The organism is Streptomyces sp. TOM-9, assembly GCF_056858595.1.
This window is the reverse complement of record NZ_JBXEQB010000001.1, coordinates 4,495,100-4,509,941: the sequence shown is the minus strand read 5'-3', so window position 1 is coordinate 4,509,941 and position 14,842 is coordinate 4,495,100. Positions and strand designations below refer to the sequence as shown.

12 protein-coding genes are annotated in these 14,842 nt (G+C 72.9%); 6 read left to right on the top strand and 6 right to left on the bottom strand.

What is annotated here, in order from left to right:
• Nucleotides 1–42: 42 nt before the first annotated feature.
• Nucleotides 43–1,731, bottom strand: a complete 1,689-nt coding sequence (locus tag AC1VWI_RS20895) for a SpoIIE family protein phosphatase (protein ID WP_499512537.1) — start codon at nt 1,729–1,731, stop codon at nt 43–45.
• A gap of 155 nt (nt 1,732–1,886) precedes the next feature.
• Here AC1VWI_RS20895 and AC1VWI_RS20890 point away from each other — a divergent pair, with 155 nt between their 5' ends.
• The 3 genes from AC1VWI_RS20890 (at nt 1,887) to AC1VWI_RS20880 (ending at nt 6,397) form a co-directional block, all read left to right on the top strand.
• Nucleotides 1,887–2,945, top strand: a complete 1,059-nt coding sequence (locus AC1VWI_RS20890; protein WP_499512536.1) for a M23 family metallopeptidase — start codon at nt 1,887–1,889, stop codon at nt 2,943–2,945.
• Nucleotides 2,946–3,075: 130 nt separating this feature from the next.
• Entirely contained in the window at nt 3,076–4,755 is a 1,680-nt protein-coding gene (locus AC1VWI_RS20885) for a hypothetical protein (RefSeq protein WP_499512535.1), read from the top strand.
• Nucleotides 4,745–6,397 (top strand): carboxypeptidase-like regulatory domain-containing protein, encoded by a 1,653-nt coding sequence (locus AC1VWI_RS20880; protein ID WP_499512534.1) that lies wholly within the window; start codon nt 4,745–4,747, stop codon nt 6,395–6,397. The genes AC1VWI_RS20885 and AC1VWI_RS20880 overlap by 11 nt, the downstream gene beginning before the upstream one ends.
• Nucleotides 6,398–6,445: 48 nt before the next feature.
• Here the strand turns inward: AC1VWI_RS20880 and AC1VWI_RS20875 are convergent, their stop codons facing one another.
• The 3 genes from AC1VWI_RS20875 to leuE form a co-directional block, all read right to left on the bottom strand.
• Nucleotides 6,446–7,444 (bottom strand): cation diffusion facilitator family transporter, encoded by a 999-nt coding sequence (locus tag AC1VWI_RS20875; RefSeq protein ID WP_499512533.1) that lies wholly within the window; start codon nt 7,442–7,444, stop codon nt 6,446–6,448.
• A 28-nt stretch (nt 7,445–7,472) separates the two neighbouring features.
• Nucleotides 7,473–8,924, bottom strand: coding sequence for a glutamate decarboxylase (gad, locus tag AC1VWI_RS20870; RefSeq protein WP_499512532.1), 1,452 nt, complete (start codon nt 8,922–8,924; stop codon nt 7,473–7,475).
• Between the two features lie 67 nt (nt 8,925–8,991).
• Nucleotides 8,992–9,651, bottom strand: a complete 660-nt coding sequence (leuE, locus tag AC1VWI_RS20865) for a leucine efflux protein LeuE (protein WP_499512531.1) — start codon at nt 9,649–9,651, stop codon at nt 8,992–8,994.
• 54 nt (nt 9,652–9,705) lie between these two features.
• Between leuE and AC1VWI_RS20860 the strand changes: the two genes are divergently transcribed.
• Nucleotides 9,706–10,479 (top strand): MerR family transcriptional regulator, encoded by a 774-nt coding sequence (locus AC1VWI_RS20860; protein ID WP_499512530.1) that lies wholly within the window; start codon nt 9,706–9,708, stop codon nt 10,477–10,479.
• On the opposite strand, the gene AC1VWI_RS20855 is transcribed toward AC1VWI_RS20860, so the two are convergent.
• A complete protein-coding gene (locus AC1VWI_RS20855; RefSeq protein WP_499512529.1) occupies nt 10,460–10,831 on the bottom strand; it encodes a YbjQ family protein in 372 nt (123 codons plus the stop codon). The genes AC1VWI_RS20860 and AC1VWI_RS20855 overlap by 20 nt on opposite strands.
• Before the next feature lie 38 nt (nt 10,832–10,869).
• A complete protein-coding gene (locus tag AC1VWI_RS20850) occupies nt 10,870–12,219 on the bottom strand; it encodes an ABC transporter ATP-binding protein (RefSeq protein WP_499512528.1) in 1,350 nt (449 codons plus the stop codon).
• A gap of 139 nt (nt 12,220–12,358) precedes the next feature.
• On the opposite strand from AC1VWI_RS20850, the gene AC1VWI_RS20845 reads away from it, so the two are divergent.
• Complete coding sequence (locus AC1VWI_RS20845) at nt 12,359–13,093, top strand: DedA family protein (protein ID WP_499512527.1); 735 nt, start codon at nt 12,359–12,361, stop codon at nt 13,091–13,093.
• 113 nt (nt 13,094–13,206) lie between these two features.
• Complete coding sequence (locus AC1VWI_RS20840; protein WP_499512526.1) at nt 13,207–14,820, top strand: threonine/serine exporter family protein; 1,614 nt, start codon at nt 13,207–13,209, stop codon at nt 14,818–14,820.
• The last annotated feature ends 22 nt before the right edge of the window (nt 14,821–14,842 follow it).

The window sequence follows — 14,842 nt, the reverse complement described above, 5'->3', positions numbered from 1 at the left end:
GTCGAGATCCGCCTGTTGTGGTACTCCGAGCGGTTGATCCGCCTATCGCATGATCCGTGCCGCGAGGACCGCGATGTCGTCGTCGGCCGGCTCCACGACCAGCAGGGACAGCACCCGGTCGACCAGTCCGCCCAGATCACCGTCGGAGTGCAGGCGCAACCCGGCGAGGCGGTCGAGCGAAGCGTCGATGTCCTCCCCGCGCCGCTCCACCAGACCGTCGGTGTACAGCAGCAGGACGTCACCGGCCCGGCAGGAGGCCGCGACGGGCTCGTAGCCTCCGTGGCCGGTGCCCAGCGGCGGCCCGACCGGCACGTCGACGATGTCGACCGTGCCGTCCGGCCGGATGACCGCGGGCGGCAGGTGACCGGCGCTGGAGAAGGTGCACGTGTTGCGCACCGGGTCGACGAGGGCCAGCAGGCAGCTCGCCGGACGGCCCGACTCGGTCTCCGAGATGAGGGTGTCCAGTCGGCGCAGGATGCGGTGCGGCGGCAGGTCGGCCGCGGCCACGAAGCGCAGCATCGAGCGGTACTGGCTCATGTCGACCGAGGCCTCCACCCCGTGCCCCATGACGTCGCCCATGGCCAGCAGGGTGCGCCCGTAGGACAGCCGTACGGCGTCGTACCAGTCGCCGCCCACCAGCGCGGTGCTGCCGGCCGGCTGGTAGCGGAACGCGGCCTCCACCGAGGGGTGCGGGGAGCCCGGCTCCGACATCAGGGCGCGCTGCAACTCCAGGGCGATGCCGTGCTCGTGGGTGTAGCGGCGGGCGTTGTCGAGGTAGATCGCGGCCCGCCGGACGATGTCCTGGACGGTCTCGGTGTCCCGCTCGGTGAACCCCGGCGACTCGCCGCAGCGGACCAGGGTCACCGTGCCGATGGGCTCGCCGCGCGCCGCGAGCGGCACGACGAGCGCCGAGTGGATGCCCACCGAGCGGAAGGCGGCCATCCGCTCGCGGGCCGACCCGCCGTGGCCCAGGGCGTCGTCCTCGAAGAGGCTCTGCACCACCGGGCTGCCCGACTGCAGGCAGCGCGGGATGGTCGTGCCCGACGGGTACTCCACGTACTCCCCGGGCTCGCCGAAGATCTTGACCTGCTCGCGCAGGTTCGGCAGCGCGGCCATCGCCGCCCGGCGCAGCCGCAGCACACCGCGGTTGTAGGGGGTGGAGCGCTCGGTGGGGAAGACCTCGACGGTGGCGATGTCGGCGAGCAGCGGCACGAGGAACCCGGCGAGCTCGGCGCAGGTCTCGTCCATCTCCAGGGTGGTGCCGATGAAGGTGGCGGCGCGGTCCAGGATCGCCAGCCGCTCCCGGGCCCGTTCCAGTTCCTGCTGGTGCTGGCGCGACGCGCTGACCTCCAGCATGATCCCGACGAGGCCGAGCACCGTGCCGTCCGCCGCGTCCAGCCGGTGGTACGCGCCCTGCCAGTAGCGCCGGCCCGTCCCGGACTCGGCGTGCGTGCGGCCGCTGGAGGGCACCTCGCGCGACTTGCCGTCGGACAGGACCTGGCGCAGCGCCTCCTCGCCCGCGTCGTCCAGGTCCGGCAGCACCTCGGTGATCCGGCGGCCGAGGTGCGCCTCGGCGGGCAGGCCGTTCATCCGGGCGAGGGCGGGGTTGACGTAGACGTAGCGCAGTTGCGGGTCGTAGATGCCCACGCCCGCGGGGGTGCCGTCCAGCACCTGCCGCAGGACCCCGTCGTCCGGCGGTGACCAGCCGCCGGGCTCACCGTCACCGCTCACCCGGTCACCCTCCTGTCCGCCGAGTGCGCCCGTTCCCATGATCGGGCGGTCCCCCGCCGGGCGCACGCCCGGATGCGGTCACCCCGCCGGGTGGCCGCCGGGCGGCGGGGCGTGTCGTCCGGGCCCCGCGGTGACCGGCCCGAAAGGATCGGGCGATGCGATGGAGGACGGCGGCCGTGGCCCTCTGCCTGCTGCTGACCGCCTCGCCGGCGGTGGCCGGCGAGCACCCCGGGCCGCGCCCGGGCCCCCCGGCCCGGGTGGAGCGGCTGTACGCGCAGGCGGCCCGCGCGGTGCAGGCGTACGAGGACGCGGAGCGGGCGGTCCGCCGCAAGCGGGCCGACCTGCGCCTGCTGCACCGGGCCGCGGCGGTGGAACGGCGGCGGCTGGACGTGCTGCGGGACCGGATCGGGGCGATGGCGCGCAGCGAGTACCGCAACGGGGGGCTGGGACCCTCGGCGCGGCTGCTGCTGTCCGGGCGGCCCGACCGGTTGCTGGAGGGCGCGACGCTGGCCCGGCAGGGCGACCACGCGCAGGCGGCGCTGCTGGCCGAGCGGATGCTGGCCGAGCGCCGGCTGGCGGCGGACACCGAGGCCGTCCGCCGGACGCTGGCGGTGCTGGCCCGCGAGGCCCGCCGCAAGGACGCTCTCCGCCGGCGCATCGAGGCGCGGCTGCTGCGCGCCCGGGCCGGGCTGTCCGCCCGGGACCTGGCGCTCATGGCCCACGAGGGACTCTCGGCGGACTGCCCGCGCGACCTCCCCCGGACCCCGCCCCGGTCGTCCGCCGCCGCCCACCGGCCGGGCGCCCCGCACTGGGTGCGCCCGGTGGCGCACTACACGCTCACCGCGGGCTACGACGCCTCCGGGGCGCACTGGGCGCACCGTCACACCGGCCAGGACTTCGCGGTGCCGCCGGGCACCCCGGTCCGCGCGGTGGGCGACGGCACGGTGGTGGTGGCCGCGTGCGGTGACGGCTTCGGCAACCAGGTCGTCGTCCGGCACGACGACGGCTACTGCACGCACTACGCCCATCTGTCCGTCCTGGAGGTCGTTCCCGGGCAGCGGGTCCGCGCCGGCGAGCGGATCGGCCGGTCCGGCAACTCCGGCAACTCCACCGGTCCGCACCTGCACTTCGAGGTCCGTGTCACGCCGCAGATGGGTTCGTCGGTCGCCCCGCTGCCCTGGCTGGCCCGGCACGGCGTGCGGATCGGCGGCTGACGGCCGCCGACGGCCCACCGACGACCGGCACGGGAACCCCACCCCCCACGGTTTCCCCACAGGTTCGCTATTGTTCGGCCTCCGGCGCTGACCGTTTCGGCGCCGCTTTCTGACCTGTGGGGGGTCCTGCATGCGCATTTCGCGCGCACATCGGGCTGCCGTCCTCCGAAGTGCATCCGTTCTCCTTCTCACCACCGGCCTCGCGGCCGGGCCGCTGGCCGCTGGGCCCGCCTTCGCCGACGACGTGACGGTCAGCGGCCTGACCACCGGCGACGACGGCACCCTGGCCGTGGGCCTGGCCGACGGCCAGGCGCTGTGGGTCAAGGTGAGCGTCCGGGCCTCCGCGGCCGTGGACGCGCCCGTACTGGCCTCGACCGACGACCTGTCCTTCTCGTGGCAGCGCGGCTGGTACACCGACCGGCCCGTCGGCCTGCCCGCGGGCACGGCGTTCGGCGACTACCCGGTGGACGTCGACTACCGCCTGCCCGGCGGCACCGTCCAGCACTGGAACGGCGCCGCACACGGCGGGGCGGGGCTCTTCGGCTACCGGCTGCACACCGGGGTCGGCACGCTCGCCTACGACCGCGACCACACCGACTTCGACCACCAGTCGGCGGTGCTCACCGGCGCCGTCACGACCTTCGACCCGGCGACGGGCACGACCGGCCCGGCCGCGCCCGGCACTCCGGTGCGGGTCAACTGGACCGCCCGCGTCGGGGTCGACACCAAGCACGGCTCGGCGACGGCGACGTCCGGAGCCGACGGCACCTTCTCGGTCGGCGTGACGCCCGGCGGCGCGCTCACCGCGGGCACCGCCGTCGTCAGCGGCGGGGCCGACACCGACCCGGTGGCCCCGGCCGCCCTCCCGGAGCTGCCGGCCAAGGCGGTGCAGTACCGGATCAGCGCCGATCCGTCGGCCAAGCGGGTCCACCAGGGCAAGACCTTCACCATGCGGGGCACCGTCCAGCGGCTGACCGACGAGGGCTGGAAGCCGTTCGCCGGCGCGCCCCTGGTCACCACCCCGCAGCCGCCGGACGTGTACCGGTACACCACGCCCGGCCTGATGGGCACGGGCACCGCGGACGCCTCGGGGAACTTCTCGCTCGCGGCGACGGCGACGAAGACGACGTACCACTACACCTACGTCAAGCCGTCGGAGTACGTGTCCGGCTTCGCCTACGCCGAGCACCTGGTCAACGTGCCCACGGCCGGCTCCTACTCGGGCGTCACGATGTCGCTGGACGCCTACAAGAAGGTCACCGCCAAGGGCAAGCTGGCGGGTTCCTGCTGGAACGCGCAGGTCTCCCTGCAGTACTCCAAGAACGGCAGCACCGGCTGGAAGACCCTCAAGTCGGGCTCCGCGGGGGACTCCTCCGGCGGCAAGTGCTCCTTCTCGGTGAGCGCCTACGGCTACACGGACGGCTACTACCGCCTGTACCACGCCGAGTCGGACGGGATGCTCGCGGTGGCCTCGGCCAAGAAGCGCCTGCACCGCACGGTGACCCGGATCGTCTCCTTCGACATGACGCCCAACAGCCCGCGCGTGGGCGGTGCGCTGAAGGCCCGCGGCACGCTGCAGTACCAGTCGGGCGGCAAGTGGAAGGCGTACAAGGGCGGGAAGGTCGTCATCGTCTTCCGGCCCAAGGGCGAGAGCACCTGGTACTGGACCGTGAAGGGGAGGACCGACTCCTCGGGCCGTTTCAGCCTCAACACCAAGGCCTACGGCGACGGCACGTGGGGCGCCTACCTGGAGGCCGACTCCACGCACTTCTACAGCGAGTCGAAGACGGAGTACGTCAATGCCCGTTGAGTCCCGGCGCGCCCTCGCGCTGATCGCCTCGGTGGCCGCGCTCTCCGGCGGTCTCGCCGTCACCCCCGCCCTCGCCGACGACGCGGGCCCGGTCGGCATCGGTGTGGCCCGTACGGCCGACGCCGAGCGCGGCTCCTTCACGGTGCCGGTGTGGACGGACGTCCCCGGCGCCGCGGTCACCTCGGTCACGGCGACGGTGCGCGACGGCGACGCGGTCGTCGTGGACGCGCTGTCGCTCGCCGGCTCCGGGGAGCGGTGGTCGGTGCCGTCCGGCGCCCCGCTGAAGCTGACCGAGGACGGCGGCGCCATGCCGCACCTGGGCCGGTACACCATCGACGTCACCGCCACCGACGACCAGGGCCACACCGTCACCCGCACGGGCGCCGGCACCCTGGACTTCACCCTGCGGCCGGTCCTCACCGGCACCGCGCTGACGCGGACGGTGCTGGACAAGGACCACCGCACGACGGCCGTCACCGGCACGCTCCTCGGCGTCCAGCCGGGCAGCGGCGACCAGGTGCCCGTCGAGGGCGCCACGGTCGACGTGACCCGCACCTACTACTCCGTCGACGGGCGGCCCGACAGCACCGGGCAGGCCGTGACCGGGGCGGACGGGTCCTTCACCTCCCAGGAGTTCCCGGTCGTCACCTGGTCCGGGCTGAGGGCGGCGCTCTCCGTGGACGACGGGCGGGTGCACGGGTCCGTCACCGCGGAGGCCGGGAGCCCGGAGATCCGGCAGACCGACGTGATCGTCACCGCCACGGCCGACCGCACCCGCGCGGTGCCCGGCCAGGCGGTGACGATCAGCGGCCACGTCAAGGACACCACGGGCGCGCCGGTCGCCGGGGTGCCGGTGGCGCTGGCGCTCAGCGGCACGGGTCAGGTCACGGTCACCACCGACGCCTCGGGCGCCTTCACCGGCAAGGTGATCGCGGCACCCGCCACGTACGGTTCCTGGTCGGCCGGAGAGGCGGACCCCTACCTGTCCGCCTCCGTCTCCGCCGGCGGCTCGATCGTCCTCCCGGCGGACTCCGTCTTCACCGAGGCGAGCGCCAAGATCGCCGCGGACACCAAGGTGACCCTGTCCGCCCGGCTGTACGCCGCATACGACCGGGTGACGTCCGTCTACCAGCCCCAGGTCGTCCACCTGGAGTACTCCAAGGACGGCAAGACGGGCTGGCAGGACCTCGGCACCGCGCACGCCGACAACAACGGCAGCGTGGTGACGATCACCAAGTGGGGCCACCTCGACGGCTACTACCGGCTGCACCACTACGTCTCCGACCAGCTCGCCGAGAGCACCACCAAGCCGGTCCGGCTGACCCGCACCAACACCCGGATGTACTCGATCAAGGCGTCCGCGACGAAGGTGAAGAAGGGTGCCACCGTCACCTTCACCGGCACGCTGAAGGAGTACGTCTCCGGTTCCTGGCGGCCGTACAAGGGCCGGCACGTCGAGCTGTTCTTCCAGAAGAAGGGCTCGACGAAGTGGACGTACGTCGCGTCGGGCACCACGAGCTCGACGGGCAAGGCCACCGTGAAGGGCAAGCCGTCCTCCGACGGCAAGTGGCTGATCCAGTACTTCGGTGACTCCAAGCACTTCGACAGCGACGGCACCGCCGTCTACGTCGACGTGCGCTGACGCACGCGGCACCACCCGTACGAGGGCGGGGGCCGGCCGGGCGACCGGTCAGCCCCCGCCCTCGCCCTTGCCCGCCTCGGCGCGCAGGGACCGCCGCAGCCGGTGCGCCGCGCGGCGGTCCTCGTCGGAGGCGTCCGTGACGTCCAGGAAGATCTGGTCCAGTTCGGGGAACTCCTCGGCCAGGGTGCGCTTGATGCGGACCGCGGCCTCCTCCACGGTCTCGCTGTCGATGCCCTCGGTCAGGTCCACCCGGGCTGCCAGCAGCACCGAGTCGACCCCGAGGCGCATCGTGAGCAGCGCGGTGACCGTGTCGATCTCCGGCTGCAGGGTCAGCAGTTCGTGCGCCCGCTGCCGCAGCCGGGGGTCGGCGGCCTCACCGATGAGGGTGTCCCGGCAGTCCTTGCCGAGCCGGTAGGCGACGTACATCAGCAGGGCGGCGATCGCCAGGGACGCGTACGCCTCCCACGTGCGGTCGCCGGTCGTCCAGTGCAGCACCACGCCGGCGAGCGCCAGCAGCACGCCGAGCACCGCGGCGCTGTCCTCGCCGAGCACGGTGCGCAGGGTGGGGTCGTCGCCCTCGCGCAGTTCGGTGCGGAAGGGGCGGCCGTGCTCGCGGGCCCCGCCGCGCACCTGCAGCAGCGCCCTGAGCAGTGAGGATCCCTCGGCGAGCAGGGAGACGACCAGGACGGCCACGGCGGTCAGGAAGGCCTGCGTGGTGTGCGGCTCGCGCTCGTGGAACGCGGACAGGCCCTGGTAGAAGGAGAAGCAGCCGCCCATCACGAAGATCCCCACGGCGGCGAGCAGCGACCAGAACCAGCGCTCCTTGCCGTAGCCGAAAGGGTGCCGCGCGTCGGGTCTGCGCCGGCTGCGGCGCAGCGCGGCCAGCAGGAAGACCTCGTTGAGGGTGTCGGCCACCGAGTGCGCGGCCTCCGACAGCAGCGCCGGCGAGGTGGTGAGCAGCCCGCCGACCGCCTTCGCCACGGCGATCACCAGGTTCGCGGCGAGGGCGATGAAGACGGTGCCCTTGGTCCGTTCGTCCTTCCCCATGGGGAGCGTGTGCCCCGCCGCGCGGCGCTCAGTGGTGGAAGGCGGTGGGTGCCTCGCCGGGCGGGTGGAGCGGGTGTTCCTGTTCGCGCAGCTGGGGGAGGTAGCGCTTGAGGTCGGCGAGGAAAAGGTCGGCGAGGTCCTCGGAGAAGCCGTTGCGGACCACGATGCGCAGCACCGCCAGGTCCTCGCGGTCGGCCGGATAGGTGTAGGCGGGCACCAGCCAGCCGCGCTCGCGCATCCGCCGGGAGACGTCGAAGACGTCGTAGGCGGTGACGTGGTCGGCGGTGGTGAAGGCGAAGACCGGCAACTGGTCGCCTCGGGTGATCAGCCGGAAGTCCCCGCACTCCTCGATCCGCGAGGCGAGGTAGACGGCCACGTCGCGGGCGGTCTGCTGGACGGTGCGGAAGCCGTCCCGGCCCAGGCGCAGGAAGGTGTAGTACTGGGCGACGACCTGCGCGCCCGGCCGGGAGAAGTTCAGGGCGAAGGTCGGCATGTCGCCGCCGAGGTAGTTGACCCGGAAGACCAGTTCCTCGGGCAGGGCGTCGCTGTCCCGCCACAGCGCCCAGCCGACGCCGGGGTAGACCAGCCCGTACTTGTGGCCGGAGGTGTTGATCGAGGCCACCCGGGGCAGCCGGAAGTCCCAGACCAGGTCCTCGTCGAGGAAGGGCGCGATCATGCCCCCGGAGGCCCCGTCGACGTGGACGGGGACGTCCAGCCCGGTCCGCTCCTGGAAGGCGTCGAGCGCCGCGCAGATCTCGGCCACGGGCTCGTAGGAGCCGTCGAAGGTCGAGCCGAGGACGGCCACGACCCCGATGGTGTTCTCGTCGCACATCGCGACGGCCGTGTCCGCTTCCAGGTGCAGCCGGTCGCCCTCCATCGGCACCAGGCGCGGCTCGACCTCCCAGAAGTTGCAGAACTTCTCCCAGCAGACCTGCACGTTGGCGCCCATGACCAGGTTCGGGCGGCCGGTGCCCGGGTGGCGGTCGCCGGCGCGCCTGGTCAGGCGGCGTGCGAGGGACGTGCGGGTGCCGTCACCCGCACGCCTCATCCAGCGGCGCTTGAGGGCCATCCCGGCGAGCATGCAGGCTTCGGAGGAGCCGGTGGTGGAGCAGCCGACGGCGCTCTCCGGATCGGGGGCGTGCCACAGGTCGGCGAGCATCGACACGCAGCGCCGCTCCAGTTCGGCGGTGCGCGGGTACTCGTCCTTGTCGATCATGTTCTTGTCGAGGCACTCGCCCATCAGCACCCCGGCCTCGGGCTCCATCCACGTGGTGACGAAGGTGGCGAGGTTGAGCCGGGCGTTGCCGTCGAGCATCAGCTCGTCGTGGACGAGCTGGTACGCCGTGGCGGGCGCCATCGGGCCGTCGGGCAGCCGGTGCTTCGGTGGCGCCGCGCGCATCCCGGCGACCGGGTCGGCCCCGGCGTAGAAGGGGTTCACGGCGAGCTTCGGCAGGCCCTCGGCACCTTTGTGCAGCGACATACCGTCACGATACGTGTGAAACCCGTCACCGGCAGGTCGGCGGCGACCGGCCCCGGCCGGGGGCCGCTCAGCCCGCCGAGGACATCGACAGCTTCGCCGCGAAGCCCAGGAAGAGCGCCGCGGCGCCCGAGGTCAGTCCCGCCGCCAGGTGCCTGCGACGGCGGAACTGGGCGGCCAGGTAGGTGCCGCCGAAGATCAGCAGCGTCAGGTAGCAGAAGCTGAAGACCTGCGCGATGGCGCCCAGCGCGAGGAAGGACAGCGCGGGGTGGGCGTAGCCGGGGTCCACGAACTGCACGAAGAAGGAGATGAAGAACAGGATCGCCTTGGGGTTGAGCAGGCTGATCACCAGCGCCCGCCGGAACGGCCGCTCCGCGTCCGCCACCTCCTCGGCCGCGGTGGCCGGCGCCACCGGCTGGGTGCCCCGGGAGCGCCACATGCCCCAGGCGGCCCGCGCCATGCCGACGGCGATCCACGCCAGGTAGCCGGCGCCCGCGTACTTCACGATGCCGAACAGCACGGCGTTGGCCTGGAGCAGCCCGGCCACGCCCGCCGCCGAAGCGGTCATCAGCACGGTGTCGCCGAGGAAGACGCCCAGGGCCGCGCGGTACGCCGTCCGGACGCCGCGGCGCGCCGCGACGGACAGGGTGTACAGCGAGTTCGGCCCCGGCAGCAGCACGATCAGTACGGTGCCCAGGACGTACGTCGACAGGTCGGTGATTCCCAGCATGCGCACCAATATGGCACTTGCACCTCACGTGGCGTGAGGCCGGAGGGTGTGGTCATGAACACGAGCACGGGCTACCCGGTCGGGCAGGTGGCGGGTTTCGCCGGCGTGACCGTCCGCACGCTGCACCACTACGACGAGATCGGACTGCTCTCGCCCAGCGCCCGCAGCCACGCGGGCCACCGGCGCTACAGCGACGCCGACCTCGACCGGCTGCAGCAGATCCTCTTCTACCGGGAGCTCGGCTTCCCCCTGGACCAGGTGGCGGTCCTCCTCGACGACCCGGCCGCGGACCCGCGGGAGCACCTGCGGCGCCAGCACGAGCTGCTGACCGCGCGGATCGGGAAGCTGACGGAGATGGCCGACGCCGTCCAACGAGCCATGGAGGCACGCACGATGGGCATCAACCTCACGCCCGAGGAGAAGTTCGAGGTCTTCGGGGACTACGACCCCGACCGGCACGCCGAGGAGACCCGGGAGCGCTGGGGCGACACCGAGGCGTACGAGCAGTCGCAGCGCCGTGCCGCCTCCTACACCAAGGAGGACTGGCTGCGCATCAAGGCCGAACAGGAGGACTGGGGCGCCCGGCTGGTCGCGCTGCGCGGGTCCGGCGCCCCGGCGGACGGCGAGGCGGCGATGGACCTGGCCGAGGAGCACCGGCAGTTCATCGCGGACCACTACTACGACTGCACGTACGAGATCCACACCGGTCTCGCCGGGATGTACCTGGCGGACCCGCGCTTCAACGCCTTCTACGAGGCGATCGCGCCGGGCACCGCGCAGTACGTCCACGACGCGATCGTCGCCAACGCTAGGCGGGCGCGGGGCTGATCACCACCGCCGTGCCGTAAGCGCACACCTCGGTGCCGGCGTCGGCGGCCTCGCCGACGTCGAAGCGCATCGCCAGCACCGCGTTGGCGCCGCGCGACTGCGCCTGTTCCACCAGCCGCTCCATCGCCTCGGTGCGGGTCTGGGCCAGGGTCTTGGTGAGGCCCTTCAGCTCGCCGCCGATCAGGGACTTCAGGCCCGCGCCGATCTGGCTGCCCAGGTGGCGGGAGCGCACGGTGAGGCCGAACACCTCACCGATCACCCGTTCCACCCGGTGGCCCGGCACGTCGTTCGTGGTGACCACCAGGACGGCGGACCGGGGCGACTGTCCGCCGCCGTACTCGTCGATACCCATACGGGCATCGTCGCCCCTGCCCGCCGTCCCGCGCAGTCTCAGTACTCCAGGTGCGGTGCCCGGTCCGGGGCCGGGCAGATCCGGTGGCCCGCGTGGTCGAAGACGTACAGGTGCGCGAGGTCGACCAGCAGCGGCACGTGCTGGCCGGCGCGGAGCCGCAGGTCGGGCCCGGTGCGCACGACCAGGTCGCCGCCCCCGCCGGCGTGCCGCTCGGTCTCCGGCCGCTGCCCCGGCGGGTCCAGTACGGCCGTCTGGCCCTGGCCGGAGACCCGGGCGGCGGCCTTCTGCACCAACCGGCCCAGGCCTGCCGCGCCGCCCTGCCGGGACGCCGCACGGGAGCGCTGCCGCCCGGTGCCCGGACGGGCGGACTCCAGTTCGGGCACGACGGCCGCGCGGGCGCCGGTGCCCAGGTGCACCAGCGACTCGTGGCCCTGGTACTCCACGTGCTCCACGACACCGCTCAGCACCACCTCGCCCGGCCGCGCGCTGCTCGGCCGGTCGATGCGCACGGCCTCCGAACGCAGGCCGACGATGACCGGCCGGCCCTGCTGGATGCGGAGCATCTGGTGGTCCCTGCTCAGCGGCTGGGGGAGGACGAGCCGCTGCCGCCCGAGGTCGATCCACATCCCGCCGTCCAGCGGTGCCACCACGGTCGCCTCCATGAGGTTGATCCGCGGGGTGCCGATGAAGGCGGCCACGAAGACGTTCTGCGGCAGGTGGTACGCCGCACGCGGGGTGCCCACCTGCTGCAGCACGCCGTTGCGCATGATCGCCACGCGGTCGCCCAGGGACATCGCCTCGGCCTGGTCGTGGGTGACGTACACGGTCGTCACGCCCATGCCGCGGGTCAGCCGGGCGATCTCGGCGCGCAGGTGCGAGCGGAGCTTGGCGTCGAGGTTGGACAGCGGCTCGTCCATCAGGAAGACGGACGGGCGCCGCGAGATGGCCCGGCCCATCGCGACCCGCTGCCGCTCGCCGCCGGACAGCTGGCCCGGGTAGCGGTCGAGGATGTCCTCGATGCCCAGGGTCCGCGCGGTCTCGGCGACCCGGGGCCCGGTGTCCTGCCCGGGCATCTCGAAGCGCAGCGGGAAGCCGATGTTCTCCCGGCTGGTCATGCTCGGGTAGAGGGCGAAGTTCTGGAAGACCATGGCCATCCTCCGGTCGCCCGGCGCCAGGTCGTTGGCGTACTCGCCGTCCAGGAGCAGCTCGCCGGAGGTGATGTCCTCCAGGCCGGCGATCATGCGCAGCACCGTGGACTTGCCGCAGCCCGAGGGGCCGAGCAGCACCAGGAACTCGCCGGGGGCGATGTCCAGGGAGAAGCGGTCCACGGCGCGCACGCCGCGGCCGTAGGTCTTCGAGACGTCGTGCAGGGAAATGGCGCGAGTCATGTGGGTTCCGCCGGATCATGATGATTCAGGAGTGACGGGCGACTTGCGGTGTTGCACGGTAAAACGCTTGGGAGGACCGTAGCCGAGCGTTCGCGGGCTGGGAACGGTTCGGTCGCGACCACGTTGATACTTTTGGCGCGTGACGACTCTCGCCCTGGGCCCGCAATGGCTCGACCCCGATTACCTCATCTCGTCAGCGGGCCTGATCGGCCTGCTGGCGATCGTCTTCGCCGAGTCGGGTCTGCTCATCGGCTTCTTCCTGCCAGGTGACTCCCTGCTCTTCACCGGCGGCCTGCTGGTCGCGGGCGGCAAGCTCGACTATCCGATCTGGCTGGTCTGCGTGCTGGTCGTGCTCGCCGCGGTCGCCGGCGACCAGGTGGGCTACCTCTTCGGCCGCAAGGTCGGGCCCTCGCTCTTCCGGCGCCCCGACTCCAGGCTCTTCAAGCAGGAGAACGTCGAGAAGGCCCACGAGTTCTTCGAGCGGCACGGCGCCAAGTCGATCGTGCTCGCCCGCTTCGTGCCGATCGTGCGCACCTTCACCCCGATCATCGCCGGCGTCAGCCGCATGAACTACCGCGTCTTCGTGACGTACAACATCGTCGGCGGCCTGATGTGGGGCGCCGGCGTGACCCTGCTCGGCTACTGGCTGGGCCAGATCGCGTTCGTCCACGAGCACATCGAGCTGATCCTGGTCGGCATCGTGCTGCTCTCGGTCGTCCCGATCGCGATCGAGTTCCTGCGCGCCCGCGCGGCCTCCCGCAAGGCCGGCCCCGGGCCGCTGCCCGGCGCACACGAGTACGAGGCCGAGGACGAGGCCGGCCAGCCCCCGCTCCAGCGGGGCTCCGGCGGGCGGCACCGCGCGAACCGCCGTTAGCCGACGGAGGGAGTGGGCAGTCGTCCCGCTGTGCCAGAGGGGAGGGTGACCGCACCCTCCCCTCTGGCACACCCCGGCACCGTCCAGTGATCACGCGTCGAAAGGAGGATCCCGTGGCGCACCCCAAGGAGCCCGACGAGCCCGAGCAGCCGGCCGGCGGCTCGGAGTTCACCCCGCCCCTGGGCGTGGAACTGCCCAGGCCCGAACCGCAGGGTTCCGCCTTCGCCCGCCCCGGGACGCGGACCTCGTCGCAGCTGTCCCACCCGGCCTTCACGCCCCCCGAGGGCATCCCGGTCGTCAGCCTCTCCAAGGAGACCCCCTGGCCCGACCGGATGCGCACGATGCTGCGCATGCCCGTCGGCGAGCGCCCCGCTCCCGAGCAGCCCGCCCGGCGGCCGGAGGCGGAGGGCGGCCCACCGGTCCCGCGCGTGCTCGACCTCACGCTGCGCATCGGTGAGCTGCTGCTCGCCGGCGGCGAGGGCGCGGAGGACGTCGAGGCCGCGATGCTCGGCGTCGCCCACGCCTACGGGCTCGGACGGGTCGAGCCGACCGTGACGTTCACCCTGCTGGGCATCTCGTACCAGCCCTCGCTCGTGGACGCGCCGGTCACCGCCAACCGCACGGTGCGCCGCCGGGCCACCGACTACACCCGTCTCGCGGCCGTCTTCCGGCTGATCAACGACGTCACCGCGGCCGACCTCAGCCTGGAGGACGCCTACCGGCGGCTCGCCGAGATCCGCCGCAACCGGCACCCGTACCCGGGCTGGCTGCTGACCGGGGCGGCCGGGCTCCTCGCCGGCGCGGCGAGCATGCTGGTCGGCGGCGGCGGTCCGCTGGTGTTCGCGATCGCCGCGCTCGGCGCGATGCTGGGCGACCGGCTGGCCTGGCTGTGCGCGGGCCGCGGGCTGCCGGAGTTCTACCAGTTCGTCGCCGCGGCGATGCCCGCCGCCGTGATGGGGGTGCTGGTCGCCCGGTTCGGCCAGCACCTGCCCGGTACGAGCACCCTGCAGGCCTCGGCGGTCATCACCGGTGGGCTCTTCGCGCTGATCCCGGGAAGGGCCCTGGTCGCGGCCGTCCAGGACGGCCTGACCGGCTTCTACATCACCGCCTCCGCGCGCCTGCTGGAGGTGATGTACCTCTTCACCGGCATCGTGGTCGGCGTGACGCTGATCCTCTACGCCGGGGTCAGCCTGGGCGCCGGACTCGACCCCGACCAGGTCTTCCGGGCCTACGAGAACCCGCCGGTGCAACTGGTCGCCGCGATGGTGCTGAGCCTGGCCTTCGCCGTGTTGCTGCAGTGCGAGCGCGGCGTGCTGGTGGTCGCCGCGCTCAACGGCGGTGTCGCCTGGACGGTCTACGCGGCGCTGCACCAGGAGAAGATCGGCATCGGCATGTCGCCGGTCGCGGCCACCGCCGTCGCCGCCGGCCTGGTGGGTCTCTTCGGCCAGGTGCTCTCCCGCTACCGGTACGCCTCCGCGCTGCCGTATGTGACGGCGGCCATCGGCCCGCTGCTGCCGGGTTCCGCGACGTACTTCGGGCTCCTCGGGCTGACCCGCGGTCACCTGGACCAGGGATTCGCCTCGCTGACGAAGGCGGCGGCGCTGGCCCTCGCCGTGGCCATCGGGGTGAACCTGGGAGGAGAGATCGCGCGGCTGTTCATCAAGCTGCCCGGTGGCGCTGACCAGGCACGACGCCGCGCGGCGGCCAAGCGGACCCGAGGCTTCTGAGCCTTCCGGGCCCCGTCGCCTC

Coding starts and splice junctions, on each gene's coding strand:
- AC1VWI_RS20890 (WP_499512536.1), top strand. CDS start 1,887: ATGCGATGGAGGACGGCGGCCGTGGCCCTCTGCCTGCTGCTGACCGCC.
- AC1VWI_RS20885 (WP_499512535.1), top strand. CDS start 3,076: ATGCGCATTTCGCGCGCACATCGGGCTGCCGTCCTCCGAAGTGCATCC.
- AC1VWI_RS20880 (WP_499512534.1), top strand. CDS start 4,745: ATGCCCGTTGAGTCCCGGCGCGCCCTCGCGCTGATCGCCTCGGTGGCC.
- AC1VWI_RS20875 (WP_499512533.1), bottom strand. CDS start 7,444: ATGGGGAAGGACGAACGGACCAAGGGCACCGTCTTCATCGCCCTCGCC.
- gad (WP_499512532.1), bottom strand. CDS start 8,924: ATGTCGCTGCACAAAGGTGCCGAGGGCCTGCCGAAGCTCGCCGTGAAC.
- leuE (WP_499512531.1), bottom strand. CDS start 9,651: ATGCTGGGAATCACCGACCTGTCGACGTACGTCCTGGGCACCGTACTG.
- AC1VWI_RS20860 (WP_499512530.1), top strand. CDS start 9,706: ATGAACACGAGCACGGGCTACCCGGTCGGGCAGGTGGCGGGTTTCGCC.
- AC1VWI_RS20855 (WP_499512529.1), bottom strand. CDS start 10,831: ATGGGTATCGACGAGTACGGCGGCGGACAGTCGCCCCGGTCCGCCGTC.
- AC1VWI_RS20850 (WP_499512528.1), bottom strand. CDS start 12,219: ATGACTCGCGCCATTTCCCTGCACGACGTCTCGAAGACCTACGGCCGC.